Origin of the sequence: Nostoc sp., from assembly GCF_036917975.1 — a bacterium.
Lineage (GTDB): Bacteria > Cyanobacteriota > Cyanobacteriia > Cyanobacteriales > Nostocaceae > Nostoc.
In genome coordinates this window covers 47113-64115 of sequence record NZ_JBALEJ010000014.1, presented here as the reverse complement: position 1 = coordinate 64115, position 17003 = coordinate 47113, and the positions used below count along the sequence as shown (strand labels likewise).

Below are 17003 nucleotides of genomic sequence, written 5' to 3'. Positions count from 1 at the left end.
AAAGCTGAAAAATGAGCAGCCAAGAACAAGCACAAACTCGCCAAGATATCGAAGCCCGCATCGTCGCCAAAGCTTGGAAAGATGAAGCTTACAAGCAAGAGTTACTAACCAATCCTAAAACTGTTACCCGGCAGAAATTTGGCGTTAAGTTTGCTGATGACTTGAATGTGTCTGTCCGCGAAGAAAACTCTAATTCTCTATATTTTGTCCTACCATTGTGCCCGCAAATAGAAGGACAAGAGCTATCAGAAGAGGAACTCAATTCAGTCGTGGGTGGGTATTCAACATTCATTGTGGGCGGTAGTTTAGGGTGGAAGTTCCTGCTGATGTAAAAGTAGAAGTTCTCGAAGAGAATCCCACTTCTTTGCGTTTTCTGATACCGATGACTCCATTAGCGATCGCTCAAGATTTATCTGAAGAGGAATTAGAAGCGATCGCAGCCAGTGAAATCTATCGTACAACGGTTATAAGCCAAGCTTATTACTCATGACAAAAATCACAAATAAGAAAGTAAAATGAGCCAACAAGAACAAGCACAAACTCGCCAAGATATCGAAGCCCGCATTATTGCCAAAGCTTGGAAAGATGAAGCTTATAAGCAAGAATTATTAACCAATCCAAAAGCTGTGATTGAGCGGGAATTTGGAGTGGAATTTCCTGCTGATGTCAATGTACAAATCCTCGAAGAAAATCCTACTTCCTTGCATTTTGTACTACCAGTTAGTCCAGTGTCCATCGCCCAAGATTTATCTGAAGAGCAATTGGAAGCGATCGCAGGCGGTAAAGATTGGAGATTAGAGATAGTTAAAGGCGCAATCACTACTGCTGTAGGAATAACTATACTCGATAACTTGAAAAAGCCAAACTAATAGACTTCAAGTCTAGTCGTAAATCTCATCAAAAAATCCAATTTGTAAAATTGACAAAAAGTAAAATGAGTCAACAAGAACAAGCGCAAACTCGCCAAGATATCGAAGCCCGCATTATCGCCAAAGCTTGGAAAGATGAAGCTTATAAGCAAGAGTTACTAAGCAATCCAAGATCTGTCATTGGGCGGGAATTTGGAGTGGAATTTCCTAGTGATGTAAATGTCCAAATCCTTGAAGAGAATCCTACTTCTTTACATTTTGTCCTACCAGTTAGTCCAGTGTCTGTCGCCCAAGATTTATCTGAAGAGGAATTAGAAGCGATCGCTGGTGGCGCAGACTGGACTCCAAGAATTAAGCTTACTATCGGAACAGTATCAGTAGGAGCCGTTGTCAAACTCTTTAAAGGCTAATACCATTCCTATCCTATGTGAGGGTGCGCTTAATCTGACACCTTAGAAGGGTGCGGCTATAAATGGAAAGCCTGCCGATTGAGGCTGATAATTTGGCGCATCTTCATAAAGCAACGGCATAAGAGGTTCATAATCTTACAAAATTCACAAAAATGAGTCAACAAGAACAAGCGCAAACTCGCCAAGATATCGAAGCCCGCATTATCGCTAAAGCTTGGAAAGATGAAGCTTACAAGCAAGAGTTACTAAGCAATCCAAGATCTGTCATTGGGCGGGAATTTGGAGTGGAATTTCCTAGTGATGTAAATGTCCAAATCCTTGAAGAAAATCCTACTTCTTTACATTTTGTCCTACCAATGAGTCCAGTGGCTATCGCCCAAGAGTTATCTGAAGAGCAATTAGAAGCGATCGCTGGTGGCTATGCTTTATCAGCACTTGTAAAGGTAGCAAATAATGTCAAAAAATGGGGTTCAGTTGCTATAGGAGCAGCATCAGTAGCAGGAATTATAACAGGGATTAGAGGCAGCAACGATTAAAGGCTAATACCATTCCTATGTGAGGGTGCGCTTAATCTGACACCTTAGAAGGGTGCGGCTATAAATGGAAAGCCTGCCGATTGAGGCTGATAATTTGGCGCATCTTCATAAAGCAACGGCACAAGAGGGTCATAATCTTACAAAATTCACAAAAATGAGTCAACAAGAACAAGCGCAAACTCGCCAAGACATCCAAGCCCAGATCATCGCTAAAGCTTGGAAAGATGAAGCTTACAAGCAAGAATTGTTAACCAATCCTAAAGCTGTCATCGAACGGGAATTTGGCGTCGAATTTCCTGCTGATGTCAAAGTGCAAGTCCTCGAAGAGAATCCTACTTCTCTATATTTTGTACTGAGGATGAGTCCATTAGCGATCGCCCAAGATTTATCTGAAGAGGAATTAGAAGCGATTGCTGGGGGTTACAACCTTGGTGGTAAGCCTCCAAAAACCATTACCCAGTTTAGGCCAATCACACTCTAACAGAAGTTGATTGCTCATTAAGAAACTCACAAAGAATAAAAATGAGTCAACAAGCACAACCGCAAACTCGCCAAGACATCCAAGCCCGGATCATTGCTAAAGCTTGGAAAGATGAAGCTTACAAGCAAGAATTGTTAACCAATCCTAAAGCTGTCATCGAACGGGAATTTGGCGTCGAATTTCCTGCTGACGTCAAAGTGCAAGTCCTCGAAGAGAATCCTACTTCTCTATATTTTGTACTGAGGATGAGTCCATTAGCGATCGCTCAAGATTTATCTGAAGAGCAATTAGAAGCGATCGCAGGGGGTTACATAAGACTCCCTGTTATCAGTATAGCACGGATCACAGTTGCTGTCAACAGACTTTGATTGCTCATTAAGAAATTCACAAAGAATAAATAATGAGTCAACAAGAACAACCGCAAACTCGCCAAGATATCCAAGCGCGGATCATTGCTAAAGCTTGGAAAGATGAAGCTTACAAGCAAGAATTGTTAACCAATCCTAAAGCTGTCATCGAACGGGAATTTGGCGTCGAATTTCCTGCTGATGTCAAAGTGCAAGTCCTCGAAGAGAATCCTACTTCTCTATATTTTGTACTGAGGATGAGTCCATTAGCGATCGCCCAAGATTTATCTGAAGAGGAATTAGAAGCCATCGCTGGGGGTTACCTTCTTTCTGCTAACTTTCCAAAAACCGCTAAACCACCAAGCAAGACAATCTGAGACAAGCTGATTAATCATTACAAAATTCACAAAGGATAAACTAAAATGAGCCAACAAGAACAAGCACAAACTCGTCAAGATATCGAAGCCCGCATTATTGCTAAAGCTTGGAAAGATGAAGCTTACAAGCAAGAATTGTTAACCAATCCTAAAGCTGTCATCGCACGGGAATTTGGCGTGGAATTTCCTGCTGATGTCAAAGTGCAAGTCCTCGAAGAAAATCCCACTTCTTTGCATTTTGTGCTACCAATGAGTCCAGTGGCTATTGCTCAAGAGTTATCTGAAGAGGAATTAGAAGCGATCGCTGGTGGTGCTAATGCTATTGCTAAACTTTCAAAATGGGTGGCTAACAATCAGGGTAAACTTGGTGGTACCCCCTCAGGTGCATTGGCTGTATCTCTTGGTTATTATCTAGCTTAATGCTCACGCATAGCAAGCATTGATAGCAGTCCTAAATCATAAGCCCTGCGGGCAGGCTATGCCAACGTGAAAATTTAGATCCCCGACTTCGTAAAAGTTGTCGGGGATCTAGACAAAGCATATTTTTTACCTTTCACAATATCTACACAAAATATTTCACTCAGAAAAACGATGAAAAACGTGGCAATTTATGCTAATAAAATCAACCAACTTAAAAATCCCATCTATGGATTTAATGGCATTGACTCTATAGATATGAATGACGTTCCTATTTTCTGTGGATTAGTTGAAACTAAAGATATTCAATTTGATAAAAATTCTCTACAAAACCAATTCAAAGTTTTAGTCAAAAAAACAGCTTTTTCCTGTAATTACCGCGACAAGGCGATCATTTTTGAAGCTACTATCAAGTCCCCAGAAGATTCATTTTTTGTTGTTGGTTCAGACTTTGTTGGCGAAGTTGTTGATATTGGTTCAGAAGTTATAGGACTAAAAATTGGCGATAGAGTAATTGCTAATAATGCCTATCCAGAATCAGGCGTTCCTGGAGTAATTGCAGGTATTCCTAGCAACAGCGAATCAAAAGAATATCAGGTATTTCATCAGGTCAAATTAATGAAAATACCTCGACAAATACCAGATGAAGTTGCTGCTGCTTTTAGTATTGGAGCGCAAACTAGCTATAGCATTGTCCGTAAGCTTAACCCAACTAAGGGTGCTAATATTTTAGTAACTGCGGCTAAATCTAATACTTCCTTGTTTGTGATTAATGCCTTGAAAAAGTATGATGTGAATATTTATGCCACGACTACTTCAAAACTTTTTGAGGATGAACTCAAAGCCCTGGGAGTGAAAGAGGTTATTTTAGTTGACTCCAAAGCTAACAGTCTACTGGAAAATCAATCAATTCAAAAAATCACTGCAAAAACAGGTGGATTCAATTGCGTATTTGATCCCTTTTTCGATCTCTATCTAGAACAGGTTGTTCAGCTAATGGCTATCGGAGGTAAGTATATAACCTGTGGAATATATGACCAATATTGTGAATTGATTAATCAACCATTTACTCCTTCTTCTTCAAATTTAAATCGCGTAATATCATACGTGATGACTAATAATTTAGAGATAATCGGCAATTGCATCGGTCTTACAGAAGATTTACAAAATGCAATTCAAGACTATGTTTCAGGAGATTTAAAAGTCATAATTGACTCTGTTTTTACTGGCAATCAAATAGGAGCTTTTTTTGAGCGAACCTATAATGCAAAAGATAGATTTGGCAAAGTTGTTTACAAGTATGACTGAGATTAAAGGTAATAGCAAAAACTAGTAAGCTAAAAACATCTAATTTGCATATAGCGCAACACATTCAACATTTGTGTACAAAATCATATCACGCTGTGTAGGGGCACGGCACTCCCGTGCCCTTACTCGCGTTCGTCTTAGGACTTTAGTCATTTAAAATTCAAGGACTAAAGTCCTGACTACAAATTCAAGGACTAAAGTCCTTACTACAAACATTAGGGTAGCGGGAAAAAGTCCGGGTTTAAATCTTTACTTATTGTAATAACTCATGCTAAATGAAATACTGGAATCGTCAAATTTATCTAGATATAATTCTGTTGTAGAAGGGAATTTATCTACAAAAATTTCTTTCGAAAATCTTATTTCCATTGTCGAGAGAGCTAGCACATTTTCCGAGCGCCTGAGTAAAGATTTTATTCCCAAGAAATTAGAAACAGAGCAGCATTTAATTGATGCTCGATTAGAGAAATGGTGTCAAGTAGCTGCTAAGGGTAATCAAGAAAAATTTGCCAAGCGGTTGAGTTTGGATAATCTAGATATCGATGCGGTTCGCTTGGCATTAGGTAGTGTTTATTTAGCAGATAAACAAGCTCTACCCAGTTGGACTGATACTTTAAAAAAAGCGATGGAAGTCGCTGCTTATGCTAGTGATAGAGTTTTTTCTGAGGAATCACAAAAATATTTAAATTCTGAGAAACCATTGCCGTTTGAAGAAGTATTGTTACCTTTTATTGAGGTAGCAGTAGAGCAATTGATAGAACGAGTAGGTTCTAGCTACCAAGTTTTATCAGAAAATGCTTGCATCCAACTAGGTCAAAGTTTATTAAAGCAGTTGACAGATTTGTTTGCACAATCTTTAGACTTAGAATTCTCAATTGCTCGTGCTTTCAAAAGCTCTCAATTAGTCCGTTTAATTGGACAATTACAAGGTAATTCTTCCAGAAAGCAGTATGTAAAGTTTGTCCAAGGCTTACTTAGTGACGGTTTGCGGGCATTTTTTCAAGAATACAGCGTATTGGCTCGATTGGCTGCGATCGCCACAGATTTGTGGATTGAAGCTAGTGCAGAATTTCTTATGAGATTAGCTTCCGACTGGGATGAAATTCAGCAAATATTTCAGGGAAATGGAGAACTAGGGCAAGTAGTTGATATTAAGTTATCCCTTTCTGACCCTCACAATTGCGGACGAACTGTGATCATTATTAAGTTTGCCTCAAACTTAAAGCTAGTATACAAGCCTAAAGACCTCGGTTTAGAACAGGCTTATTTTGAATTTATCTCTTGGATAAACCAACAAAATATTTCCTTACCTCTCAAAACTCTTAAAATTATCAACAGTTCTACCCACGGTTGGATGGAATTTGTCGATGCATTACCCTGTGAAGACCAAGAGGCAGTTAAACGCTATTATCAGCGTGCGGGAATGATATTAGCTATAGTCTACGCCTTGAAGGGAACAGACTGCCATTGCGAAAACTTAATTGCTTGTGGAGAACAACCAGTTTTAGTAGATTTAGAAACACTTTTTCATCACAGCATGTGGATGAAAGAAGATCACCCTGAAGCGATATCAATAGCAAATCAAAAACTTGCGGAGTCTGTAATAGTTACTGCTCTATTACCAGGAGTGCATATCGCCGACTATAAGCAGTTGGGTGAGCTAGCTGCTTTAGATTATTGTGGGTTTGGAGGTTTAAACGAACAGCAGGTGTCTGCGCCAGTTTTAAAGTGGGTGAATGTCAACACAGATAGTATGGCGATGGGTAATGAAGAGCGCCAATTACTATCAGAAAACAACAATCAACCCTTTGGAGAAAATTTGGATACATCCTTAAGCAAGCATATAGAAGAATTGATTGCTGGCTTTCAACAAATGTACCAATTTTTTGTGCAACATCAAGCAGCGCTCTTAGCACCTGATAGTCCCATAAAAGCATTTGCTGGTCAAAAAGTCCGTCTTGTGCTTCGCAACACTCAGCTTTATGCCTCCATTTTACAAAATTCCTTGCATCCTAAATGTCTGCGAGATGGAGCAGACCGCAGTATTGAGTTAGATGTTCTGGCTCTAGGTTTTATTTCCTCAAAGGATAAACATCCTTCTTGGGAAATGCTAGCAGCAGAAAAGCAAGCTCTAGAACAACTGGATATTCCTTATATCAGTGCTTATTCAGATAATAATGCAATTGTGATCAATTCAAACACAACTATTGAGAAGTTTGTTGATAGTTGTAGTTATGATGATGTTATTGTTCGTTTGCAACAATTTGATGATGCCAATTTAGCGGAGCAGATTAGTATTATTCGCAGTTCATTTTACTCAAGTTTAACTTTTGACAAATTAGATTTATCAAGTTTACCAAATACCACTCCCAACCTGGAAGAAATTGCTCCAGTAAGTGAAAAAGCGATTTTAAATCAGGTAATAGAAATCGCCCAAGAAATCAAGCAACGAGCTATTTACGGAAGTAACGATAGCGTTGCTTGGCTCGGTATGACATACGATTTTCAGGGGCAACGTTTTCAACTGCGACTAATGGGCTATAACCTTTATAATGGTTCTGGCGGCGCAGCTTTATTTTTAGCAGCATTAGCATCAGTTACAAATAAAGCAGAATTTGGCGATTTAGCATTAGCAACTTTACAGTCTTTACGCAAAGGTATTCAGGAGCGAGATCCGGAACTTCAACAGGCTTTGCTTAAACATTTGGGTATGGGGGGTGCTACAGGATTAGCCTCTGTCGTTTATACCTTCGTTCGCATTGCCGGATTTTTATCTGAACCAAAACTCATTGATGATGCTCAACAAATAGCCTCTTGGCTGAAAGTAGACGCAATTGCTGCTGACGAAGAACCAGGTATTCTTATGGGTGCGGCTGGAACGATTCTTAGCTTATTAGCTTTGTATAAAGTTACGCAAGCATCTGACACTTTAGAGCAAGCGATCGACTGGGGTAATTATCTCTTAGATCAGCGTGTTACCACATATACGGGTTGTAAAATCTGGAAAAACGCCGCCGGAGAAGATTTAACAGGATTTTCTCAGGGGATAGCTGGTATTGCCTACGCCTTGCTACAGTTATATGCAACAACTAAAGACTCAGCTTTTCTGTCAACAGCCAAAGAAGCGATCGCTTACGAGCAAAGTTCCTTAGCTGCAACAGACAATTTTCTAGATAATAGTCAACCTCTAGCTAGCTGGTGTCATGGTTTACCTGGGATTATTCTGGCTCGTTTGGGAAGCTTAAATATCCTCAATACAGAGGAAATACGTCAAGAATTAGAAATCACCTTGCCAAAAATACAGCAGCCCAGTTTAACAGCATTAGACAACCTCTGCTGTGGTAATTTTGCTCATCTGGAAGCACTGCTAGTAGCTGCTGAACAACTTTCCCGTCCCGAATTGCTAGAAACTGCTCGATTGCAGACATCTCTAGTTTTGCACAGAGCTGCGATCGCTGGTTCTTTCCAACTGCTTCCTAATTTACCTGCTGAAGTTTATCATCCCGGTTTTAGTCAAGGAAGTGTCGGCATTGGCTATGGACTTTTAAGACTTCTCTATCCTCACAGATTACCTTCGGTGCTACTCTGGCAATAATGCAATTTTCACGTAATCTATAGCGGTTTGCAGTTCACTCCAATACACACCAATACCCGCCCCCCATCCCCTTCCCTTTTAGGGAAGGGGAGTAAGATTCCGATCTATTAATGGGTGAAACTATTTAATTTAATATAGAAAATAGGAATATTTAAAGATGTCGATTGAGAGTGCAAAAGCGCTTTATACTAAGCTCCTAGTAGATGAAGAATTCAGAGCAGAATTGGAGGAGGCTGCTACTAAACATCAACGTTGTGAAATTCTGCAAGCGGCTGGTTTTGATTACACTCCAGATGAATTAAAAGTTGCCAAAACAGAGCTTTTGGAGTCCGCCGCAACCAATGACGAGTTAACCAAGACTGAGGAAGAAAAAATTGTTGGCGGTAGATTGCAGAAACTTATTTATCCTAATGTTAGATACACTGATTCAATCTGTTCTATTTTTGATAGTTTTGATGTGTATTTAACCTAAACTATCAGGGTGTTGGAGGGGGGTGATATCGTATTTGTTTAAAGACTTATAGCGTTTACCACTCTAGTAAGATACATCATAGCGGGAGCATCCACTTTTGGAAGAAACACCGGGCGATTGGAAATCGCGGCTACACAAACGAAGTCCGCCTACGCGGACTCTCTGAAACCCGCGCAGGCGGGTGTCGGTTTGTATAGCCCCAGACTTCTAGTCTGAGGGCGATCCGCCAAAAGTGGATGCTCCCCATCATAGCTCCCTCCTCGCCTGCGGGGAGGGGTTCTTGTACCTCTTCTGGCCAAAGCGAGAATCGGTATTAAAGACATTAATCGCCGTTTGAAAATTTTTAAGATTTTTGGAGATAGATAATGATTTTTGGGTTCAATAATTCAGCAAACACCCAACTTAACTTTTCGACTTATTCCACTTTAATTGACATACTATGCTGTAGGGCAGTTCATCAGCCTAATAAAATCGCTTACACCTTTTTGATCAATGGAGAAACTGATGAAGTCTGCATAACTTATGAAGAGTTAGATCGACTCTCGCGAGCGATCGCAGCACAATTGCAGTCAATAGATGCTATAAATTTTCGTGCATTGCTGCTCTACCCACCAGGTTTGGAGTTTATCGGGGCATTTTTTGGTTGTCTGTACGCTGGAGTAGTGGCTGTCCCTGCCTATCCCCCCCGTCCTAACCAGTCTCTATCCCGTCTGCAAGCGATCGTAGCAGATGCACAAGCGACTATAGCGCTCACCACTACAACTGTCTTGTCGAATGTAGAGCGACGATTCGCTGAGTTTCCGAATCTACAGGCTCTCCACTGGCTGGCAACCAACAACATCAACAGCGATTTGGCACAAGAATGGCAAAAACCACTACTAGATAGCAATACGCTGGCATTACTTCAGTACACTTCTGGCTCTACAGGCACTCCGAAAGGAGTGATGCTCAACCACGGAAACTTGCTACACAACTCGGCTCTGATCCATGAGTGTTTTCAGGACACACCCGACAGCATGGGTGTGAGCTGGCTACCTGTATACCATGACATGGGACTGATTGGAGGTGTACTACAGCCCCTCTATGTCGGTGCTAAGATGACGCTCATGTCACCAGTTGACTTTTTGCAAAGCCCAGTCAGGTGGCTTAATGCAATTTCCCGCTACAAAGCTACCACTAGCGGCGGTCCTAATTTTGCTTACGACCTATGCGTTCGCAGGATCACGGATGAACAGAAGGCGACTCTTGACTTGAGTAGCTGGGAAGTCGCTTTCAACGGAGCCGAACCCATTCGTGCCGAGACATTAGAGAGGTTCGCTGTTGCTTTTGAACCCTGTGGTTTCCGAAAAAGCGCTTTTTATCCCTGCTACGGGATGGCAGAAACCACCCTGATTGTTTCTGGTGGATTAAAGGCAACTCAACCAGCAATCAAAATCATCCAGGGAGATCCGCTGGAACAAAACCAGGTGGTTCCAGCTTTCAAACAAAAGGATGGAACCCGCACACTGGTTAGCTGTGGACAAACTAGGTTGGATCAACGGATTGTTATTGCCCATCCTGAGACTTTGACCCGTTGTTTACCTGATGAAGTCGGTGAGATTTTGGTGTCAGGTGGCAGCGTAGCTCAAGGGTACTGGAACCGTCCTGAAGAAACAGAGCATACTTTCAAAGCTTACTTAGCAGATAATGGAAACGGACCATTTCTGCGTACAGGAGACTTGGGATTCTTGCAGGATGGTGAGATGTTCATCACGGGTCGGATCAAAGACTTAATCATTATCAGAGGTCGCAATCACTATCCCCAAGATATTGAACTTACTGTGGAACAGAGCCATCCGGCACTACGAATAAGTCACGGAGCAGCGTTTTCAGTCGATATGGATAGTATTGAGCGACTGGTGATTGCACAAGAGGTAGAGCGTAGTTACCTGCGGAATCTGAATGTCAATGAAATTGTCACGGCGATGTGCCAAGCGGTGGCGCAACAGCACGAAATCCAAGTTTATGCCATCTTGCTACTCAAAACTGGGAGCATACCGAAAACCTCTAGTGGCAAGATTCAGCGTTATGCTTGCCGAACAGGTTTTCTCAATAACAGCTTAGATGTAGTTTCAGACTGGATCGCGAACCCTCGAATGAAAGCAAAGTTTCGGGATCTGCAAGAAGAAGTAGAACTTCTAGAGCAGCAACTACTGCAACCTCACAAATCGCCACCATCTTTATCAGGCAGAAATGATGCTGATGAACAAACGAGTTGCCAAAAGATATTTCAGCAAGCGTCAGCCATTCAAGATTGGTTAGTTTCTAAAATTACTGAGTATCTGAAAGTTAATTCTCATGAGATAGATGTCCATAACATAGATGTTCGCAAGCCCTTAAACAATTACGGTCTGGATTCCGTAGCAGTAATGGATATTTCCTACCAGTTAGAGAATTGGCTTGGGTGCAGAATGTCTCCTACTGTCTTGTACGAGCACCCAACGATTGAAGAGCTTGCCCAACATTTAGAATCTATGCAAACCGAAGATATTATCGCCAAGGTTGATCAACTTTCAGATCGGGAAGTCGATTTATTACTCAACAAATTCTTGCATCAAGGAAGTCAGCAATGAGTTATATCAATAAAAATATATCTGTTTTCTCAACCGAGGAAAAGCGTGTACTTCTGAAGCAGTTACTTATTCAAAAAGTTAGCAATCAACAAAGCTGTAATACTCAGAGCCTGAAAGCTTTATTTTGCGATTTGTTAGGGAAGAATACTGACGATATTCCGCATGAATATTATAACTTTCACCTATACCCGGAGTACCTAAAACTGCGACAGCAAATGCAGGATATGGAAGTTAGTGGTGCCGTCAACCCATATTTCACAATGCATGAAGGGTTAAACAACGACACGACAATCATTGGCGATCGGCAATTTATCAATTACTCTAGCTACAACTATTTAGGGATGTCCGGCGACCCAGTAGTGTCTCAGGCTGCGAAGGAAGCTATTGACCGATTTGGTACATCTGTATCAGCAAGTCGCATTGCATCAGGAGAAAGACCGTTGCACCGGGAGTTGGAAAGAGAACTTTCTGACTTTATTGGAACGGAGGACTGCATTGTTTATATAGGAGGTCATCCAACGAATGTCACAACCATTGGTCATTTATTTGGGCAAGACGATCTCATTCTGCATGACGCATTCATTCATAACAGTGCATTAGAGGGCTGTAAGTTGTCTGGAGCAAAACGACTTTCTTTCCCACACAATGACTGGCAGGCACTCGACGAAATACTCAGCAACCAGCGTCACCGCTACAAACGGGTGCTTATCGTCATCGAAGGGGTCTACAGCATGGACGGCGACATTCCCAACCTGCCGAAATTCATTGAGGTTAAGAAACGCCATAAGGTCTTCTTAATGGTGGATGAAGCCCACTCCATAGGTGTACTAGGAAAGCACGGTCGCGGTATCGGGGAGTATTTTGGCATCGATCCCACTGATGTAGACCTGTGGATGGGTACTCTTAGCAAGTCGTTTGCTAGCTGCGGCGGCTACATAGCAGGCTGCAAAGCTTTGGTCGAATATCTTAAATACACTGCCCCAGGCTTTGTCTACAGCGTCGGTATTTCACCATCAAATGCAGCAGCAGCGCTAGCAGCTATCCGGATTCTCAAGGCAGAGCCAGAGCGAGTCACACATCTGTATGAGCGCTCAAAGCTCTTCCTAGAACTTTCTCGCAAACAAGGACTAGATACAGGCATGAGCCAGAACACCCCTGTCGTGCCAGTCATTGTGGGCAATTCCTTACACTGCATACAACTGTCGCAAGCGCTCTTCAAGCGTGGTATTAATGTCCGACCGATAATTTATCCAGCTGTTCCAGATAAAGCAGCCCGCCTGCGCTTCTTCATAGCTTCTACTCATAATGAAGATCAAATCCGCTTCACTGTGAGTACAACTGCCGAAGAGTTAGCGAAAATTCAAGCTTCTCAATTTATGAAAGTCAGTTAATTCATTGACTAACTAGCCATTAGTCAGTATGGGCACGTATCTATACATTAGTCATTAATTTTTGAGGTGAATCAATGAAGTCAGCATTAAAATTGCCACAACTGATTTATAGAACAGCCATGCTCAAGCTGAGTAATATTAATTCAGACCCAACGGCTGATTACAATGTAGCCGCTGCGTCCTACGATGCCTATTACTCAAAATATCTTGGGAAAGGGGCATTAGGAATGTTGGAAAAACTCTCAATTAAGTCAGGTCAACATATCTTAGATTTAGCTTGTGGGACAGGGTTCTTCACTCATCGGTTAGCTGAGAAAGTTGGAAAACATGGAAAAGTGGTTGCAGTAGACCTCTCTCCTGGTATGCTGCAATGCAATCAAGAGAATGCTACATCCCAAGGTATTTCAAATATTAACTTTGTGCAATCTGACGCTCTCTCTTTTCTGTCGAGACTTTCAGATAATTCCGTAGATGGGATTGTTTGTGGTTGGGGAATTTGCTATATGGAACACAGAAAGTTCCTCCAGGAAATAGAAAGAGTAGTAAAACCAGGAGGCTTTATTGGGTTGATTGAAAATAGGGCTTGCTCACTAAAAGCTATTTCTGATCTATTTACAAAGGTTCTGATGGATTACCCAAATGCCATGATAAAAAATATGGTCATTCATCTGCCAAAAGATAAGAATTATTTGGTAAAAACTTTTTGCAAAAGTAGCTTTAAAGTCCAAGAAGCCTGGGATGGAGAAGTCACTGTTCCTTGTGAAGACGGTAATGCAGTGGCTGAATATATGATTAAGTCAGGTACTTCTGCGGGCTTTTTAGATGCTTTGGACAAGAATTTACTACCTCAAGTTATGCAAAATTTTGTCCGTTATGCAGATGAAAGTTTTGCCAAGGGACAAGAAGTTCCGGTAATACATGAGTTCTCTGCTCTTGTCGCCACCAAAGAATAATCATTATTAATTACTAATAGTTACTTGTTTTTAGGAACGAGTAGCTATTAACAATACTTTGCCCGATTTTACCTATTGCGAACAAATTTACAGGCGACATCCAATGAGTTGGCTTTTTTTATTCTTGGCAATAATTTCAGAAGTGACAGGCACTACTTGCATGAAATTATCAGCAGGCTTTACTCAATTATTGCCTTCAGTGTCAATGGTCATCTTTTATGGTATCAGTCTTACTTCTTTGACGTTTGCCATTAAAAAGATTGATGTCAGCGTTGCTTATGCAATCTGGTCTGGTCTGGGGACAGTTCTGATAGCAACCATAGGTATTTTGTGGTTTAAGGAGCCAGCTAATGCATTGAAAATAATATCGATAGGGCTGGTGATTATCGGAGTAATTGGTTTAAACATCAGTGGTGGAGGTCATTAGTTATTAGTAAGAAACGACTGATGCCTTTTATCATTAACAATGCACTTAATTAGCCAGAGTAAACGCATCTAGTTCCCAACCTTGCAGGAGGAGCAGTGGCTTCTACAGAGCGTATAGTAAAACATATTAACTTTCTGGACGGCTTGCGTGCGATCGCTGCTCTGTTTGTACTATTCAGTCATACATGGTATCAAATATGGCCAGCTGTATTCCCCCCCTTTGGGTATGGTCATAGACCTACTGGATTGATACTGATCCTCACTAGCTGGCTTTATTACGGACACTTTGCTGTAGTTGTATTCATCGTTTTATCAGGCTTTTGCCTGATGCTACCTGTTATTCAAAACAATGGTATTTTGCGTGGTGGGACACTGCAATTTTTCAAAAGGCGAGCTCGGCGTATTCTGCCTCCCTACTACTGTGCTCTATTGTTTTCGCTATTGCTCATCTGGCTTTTTATTGGTTTGAAGACGGGGACACAGTGGGATATAAGCATACCAGTAACGCTGAGTGGATTGATTGCACATATTTCAATGTTCCAAGATTTTGTGACCACGACCGAAATTAACTATGTTTTCTGGTCTATCGCCCTTGAATCACACCTATATCTTTGCTTTCCCCTTCTCGTACTTAGCTGGCAGCGCTTTGGCAGCATTAAGACCACACTTGGAATCGGCTTATTTACTTACACTACTATTATTCTGCTGGAAATCGCGCAGGTAAAAGAAATACCCCCACAATTTTTAGGTTTGTGTTTCTATTTTGTGTTGGGAATGCTTGGTGCAACCATCGTCTTTTCCCAAGATCAGCTTTGGGAATTAGTGCGTAAGCATTTTCCCTGGCACTTCGTTGTAGCTGGTTTAATTCTGACGATTATCTTTTTCTGCTATGTCTGGGGATTCGATATAGCAGAAGAGCGTTTTGCCTTTTTAGATACTATGAGTGCATTAGGTACGTTATTTTTGCTTGTAGCTGCCTCACGTCCTGGAGCGAACAAAGTTCGCAATTTTCTAGGTTCGAGTCCGCTTGTCTTTATTGGTACCTTCTCGTACAGCCTGTATCTAATTCATGCACCTCTACTACAAATTGTCTGGCAGTATGTTCTGCATCCATTGCATCTAGGAAAAGTCTTTGAGTTTGTTTTACTTCTGTTTGTAGGCACACCACTGATTCTTGGTGCAGCATATATCTTCTTTTTTTATTGCGAGCGGCCATTCTTAAATACACGCCGAGTGTCAGCATCGAAAGTAACAAACAACAGAAAAAGGGGCTGAAAAAAATTTTTAAATAGTTTTAATCACACCTTAGGTGATACAAAAATGCTCAATTTGTTTTTGGGAAAAGTATCAAAAGTAGTCGTGACAGCAAGGTAGTATTCATATACGCCAAAATATTAAAAAATCTACTCCTCTGAAATTCCCGTTCCCTAAATTCTGAAAAACCAATAGAAGGTGGACAAACAAACACAGAAAAGAAAAATGGCAGACCAGTTATTATCAAAACCTAATAAATGCTGGGTTATTGGTTTATCAATTCTTGCAGGTTTAGCCCGAATTGGCATCTCTGTCTACATTCTGCAAAATTACCAACTCAATTTTCAGAGCCGTAGCTCCTTAACACAGACACCTGCAAGTGCTTCGGCTGTCACTACTATTGCTGGTTTGGGACGTTTGGAACCTCAAGGAGAAGTCATTCATTTGTCCGCTGCACCTTCCTCTGAAGGTGGTGTCAAAGTAGCCCAATTGCTTGTGAAGGAAGGCGATCAAGTTCAGCCTCAGCAGGTTATTGCCATTTTAGAAAACCGCGATCGCTTGCTAGCTGTTAGGGAACAGGCGAAAAAACAAGTTAAAGTCGCCCAAGCCAATTTAGCCAAGGTAAAAGCTGGGGCGAAGGTGGGAGAAATCATCGCTGGGCAAGCTACAATTGCTCGCTTACAAGCTCAGTTGCGTGGGCAAATTGCAACTGTGCAAGCTACAATTGCTCGCCTACAAGCTCAGTTGCAAGGAGAAAAGAAAGTTCAACAAGCTAAAATTTCTCGTCTAGAGGCTCAGTTACGTAATGCTCAGACAGAGTTTGAACGCTACCAGATGCTATACCAACAAGGTGCGGTTGAAGCCTCAAAATTTGACAGCAAGCGCCTGGAGGTAGAAACTGCCAAAGATCAGTTGAAGGAGGCAAAAGCTGCTCAAAAGCAGACTTTGGAAACTTTGCTTCAACAGATTAACGAGACTGAAGCCACTCAGAAGCAGACCTCGGAAACTTTGCTTCAACAGATTAACGAAGCAAAAGCGACCTTGAACCAGATTACGGAAATACGTCCAACTGATTTGCTGTCTGCTGAAGCTGAAGTTGAAAGTGCGATCGCAGCCTTAAAAAAGTCTGAAGCAGACTTGGCTTTAGCCTATGTGCGATCGCCCTCTTCTAGTCAGATTTTGAAAATTAATGCTCGACCTGGAGAAATTGTCACAGAGCAAGGAATTGCCGATCTTGGTCAAACGAATCAAATGTATGTGGTAGCAGAAGTCTATGAAACTGATATTAGTAAAGTACGAATTGGGCAACGCGCCACTGTTACAAGTTTTGCATTTGCCGAGCAATTACGGGGAACCGTGGTTCAGATTAGCTCGCAAATTGAGAAAAAAAGTATTCTTGATACCGACCCAACCGCAGATTTGGATGCAAGAGTAGTCAAAGTCAAAATCCGCCTCGATCCAGTAGATAGCAAAAAAGTGGCAGGTTTAACGAATTTACAAGTAGAGGCGGTGATTAATATTTCACCTTCTCATCAAAAATAACTGGACATTCAAC

General features: G+C 41.4%; 18 protein-coding genes. All 18 read left to right on the top strand.

Features of this window, described 5'->3' with window-relative positions:
* Nucleotides 1–11 precede the first annotated feature (11 nt).
* Nucleotides 12–332 (top strand): NHLP leader peptide family RiPP precursor, encoded by a 321-nt coding sequence (locus V7K76_RS05035; RefSeq protein WP_334777818.1) that lies wholly within the window; start codon nt 12–14, stop codon nt 330–332.
* Nucleotides 311–490 (top strand): hypothetical protein, encoded by a 180-nt coding sequence (locus V7K76_RS05030; RefSeq protein ID WP_334777819.1) that lies wholly within the window; start codon nt 311–313, stop codon nt 488–490. Before V7K76_RS05035 ends, V7K76_RS05030 begins: the two co-directional genes overlap by 22 nt.
* A gap of 25 nt (nt 491–515) precedes the next feature.
* Nucleotides 516–869 (top strand): NHLP leader peptide family RiPP precursor, encoded by a 354-nt coding sequence (locus V7K76_RS05025; protein WP_334777820.1) that lies wholly within the window; start codon nt 516–518, stop codon nt 867–869.
* 65 nt (nt 870–934) lie between these two features.
* Complete coding sequence (locus V7K76_RS05020) at nt 935–1279, top strand: NHLP leader peptide family RiPP precursor (protein WP_334777821.1); 345 nt, start codon at nt 935–937, stop codon at nt 1277–1279.
* A gap of 152 nt (nt 1280–1431) precedes the next feature.
* Nucleotides 1432–1815: an NHLP leader peptide family RiPP precursor gene (locus V7K76_RS05015; protein ID WP_334777822.1), complete on the top strand. Its 384-nt coding sequence runs from the start codon at nt 1432–1434 to the stop codon at nt 1813–1815.
* A 154-nt stretch (nt 1816–1969) separates the two neighbouring features.
* A complete protein-coding gene (locus V7K76_RS05010) occupies nt 1970–2296 on the top strand; it encodes an NHLP leader peptide family RiPP precursor (protein WP_334777831.1) in 327 nt (108 codons plus the stop codon).
* A 41-nt stretch (nt 2297–2337) separates the two neighbouring features.
* Nucleotides 2338–2664, top strand: coding sequence for an NHLP leader peptide family RiPP precursor (locus V7K76_RS05005; RefSeq protein WP_334777823.1), 327 nt, complete (start codon nt 2338–2340; stop codon nt 2662–2664).
* Between the two features lie 32 nt (nt 2665–2696).
* Nucleotides 2697–3020, top strand: a complete 324-nt coding sequence (locus V7K76_RS05000; protein ID WP_334777824.1) for an NHLP leader peptide family RiPP precursor — start codon at nt 2697–2699, stop codon at nt 3018–3020.
* A gap of 45 nt (nt 3021–3065) precedes the next feature.
* Nucleotides 3066–3440 (top strand): NHLP leader peptide family RiPP precursor, encoded by a 375-nt coding sequence (locus tag V7K76_RS04995; protein ID WP_334777825.1) that lies wholly within the window; start codon nt 3066–3068, stop codon nt 3438–3440.
* A 171-nt stretch (nt 3441–3611) separates the two neighbouring features.
* Nucleotides 3612–4745: a quinone oxidoreductase family protein gene (locus tag V7K76_RS04990; RefSeq protein ID WP_334777826.1), complete on the top strand. Its 1134-nt coding sequence runs from the start codon at nt 3612–3614 to the stop codon at nt 4743–4745.
* A gap of 268 nt (nt 4746–5013) precedes the next feature.
* Entirely contained in the window at nt 5014–8340 is a 3327-nt protein-coding gene (locus V7K76_RS04985) for a type 2 lanthipeptide synthetase LanM family protein (protein WP_334777828.1), read from the top strand.
* A 157-nt stretch (nt 8341–8497) separates the two neighbouring features.
* Entirely contained in the window at nt 8498–8812 is a 315-nt protein-coding gene (locus tag V7K76_RS04980; RefSeq protein WP_334777829.1) for a Nif11-like leader peptide family natural product precursor, read from the top strand.
* A gap of 365 nt (nt 8813–9177) precedes the next feature.
* Complete coding sequence (locus V7K76_RS04975) at nt 9178–11424, top strand: AMP-binding protein (protein WP_335029707.1); 2247 nt, start codon at nt 9178–9180, stop codon at nt 11422–11424.
* Nucleotides 11421–12815, top strand: coding sequence for an aminotransferase class I/II-fold pyridoxal phosphate-dependent enzyme (locus V7K76_RS04970; RefSeq protein WP_334775211.1), 1395 nt, complete (start codon nt 11421–11423; stop codon nt 12813–12815). Before V7K76_RS04975 ends, V7K76_RS04970 begins: the two co-directional genes overlap by 4 nt.
* A gap of 74 nt (nt 12816–12889) precedes the next feature.
* Nucleotides 12890–13768, top strand: coding sequence for a class I SAM-dependent methyltransferase (locus V7K76_RS04965; RefSeq protein WP_335029705.1), 879 nt, complete (start codon nt 12890–12892; stop codon nt 13766–13768).
* Between the two features lie 103 nt (nt 13769–13871).
* A complete protein-coding gene (locus V7K76_RS04960) occupies nt 13872–14195 on the top strand; it encodes a DMT family transporter (protein WP_334953823.1) in 324 nt (107 codons plus the stop codon).
* A gap of 95 nt (nt 14196–14290) precedes the next feature.
* The gene (locus V7K76_RS04955; protein ID WP_335029704.1) at nt 14291–15469 is read left to right on the top strand and encodes an acyltransferase family protein; all 1179 of its coding nucleotides are present in this window, start codon (nt 14291–14293) and stop codon (nt 15467–15469) included.
* A 204-nt stretch (nt 15470–15673) separates the two neighbouring features.
* Nucleotides 15674–16990: an ABC exporter membrane fusion protein gene (locus V7K76_RS04950; protein WP_335029703.1), complete on the top strand. Its 1317-nt coding sequence runs from the start codon at nt 15674–15676 to the stop codon at nt 16988–16990.
* The last annotated feature ends 13 nt before the right edge of the window (nt 16991–17003 follow it).

Excerpts from the sequence above, each read along its gene's own strand:
- V7K76_RS05035 (WP_334777818.1), top strand. The coding sequence starts at position 12 with ATGAGCAGCCAAGAACAAGCACAAACTCGCCAAGATATCGAAGCCCGC.
- V7K76_RS05025 (WP_334777820.1), top strand. The coding sequence starts at position 516 with ATGAGCCAACAAGAACAAGCACAAACTCGCCAAGATATCGAAGCCCGC.
- V7K76_RS05020 (WP_334777821.1), top strand. The coding sequence starts at position 935 with ATGAGTCAACAAGAACAAGCGCAAACTCGCCAAGATATCGAAGCCCGC.
- V7K76_RS05015 (WP_334777822.1), top strand. The coding sequence starts at position 1,432 with ATGAGTCAACAAGAACAAGCGCAAACTCGCCAAGATATCGAAGCCCGC.
- V7K76_RS05010 (WP_334777831.1), top strand. The coding sequence starts at position 1,970 with ATGAGTCAACAAGAACAAGCGCAAACTCGCCAAGACATCCAAGCCCAG.
- V7K76_RS05005 (WP_334777823.1), top strand. The coding sequence starts at position 2,338 with ATGAGTCAACAAGCACAACCGCAAACTCGCCAAGACATCCAAGCCCGG.
- V7K76_RS05000 (WP_334777824.1), top strand. The coding sequence starts at position 2,697 with ATGAGTCAACAAGAACAACCGCAAACTCGCCAAGATATCCAAGCGCGG.
- V7K76_RS04995 (WP_334777825.1), top strand. The coding sequence starts at position 3,066 with ATGAGCCAACAAGAACAAGCACAAACTCGTCAAGATATCGAAGCCCGC.
- V7K76_RS04990 (WP_334777826.1), top strand. The coding sequence starts at position 3,612 with ATGAAAAACGTGGCAATTTATGCTAATAAAATCAACCAACTTAAAAAT.
- V7K76_RS04985 (WP_334777828.1), top strand. The coding sequence starts at position 5,014 with ATGCTAAATGAAATACTGGAATCGTCAAATTTATCTAGATATAATTCT.
- V7K76_RS04980 (WP_334777829.1), top strand. The coding sequence starts at position 8,498 with ATGTCGATTGAGAGTGCAAAAGCGCTTTATACTAAGCTCCTAGTAGAT.
- V7K76_RS04975 (WP_335029707.1), top strand. The coding sequence starts at position 9,178 with ATGATTTTTGGGTTCAATAATTCAGCAAACACCCAACTTAACTTTTCG.
- V7K76_RS04970 (WP_334775211.1), top strand. The coding sequence starts at position 11,421 with ATGAGTTATATCAATAAAAATATATCTGTTTTCTCAACCGAGGAAAAG.
- V7K76_RS04965 (WP_335029705.1), top strand. The coding sequence starts at position 12,890 with ATGAAGTCAGCATTAAAATTGCCACAACTGATTTATAGAACAGCCATG.
- V7K76_RS04960 (WP_334953823.1), top strand. The coding sequence starts at position 13,872 with ATGAGTTGGCTTTTTTTATTCTTGGCAATAATTTCAGAAGTGACAGGC.
- V7K76_RS04950 (WP_335029703.1), top strand. The coding sequence starts at position 15,674 with ATGGCAGACCAGTTATTATCAAAACCTAATAAATGCTGGGTTATTGGT.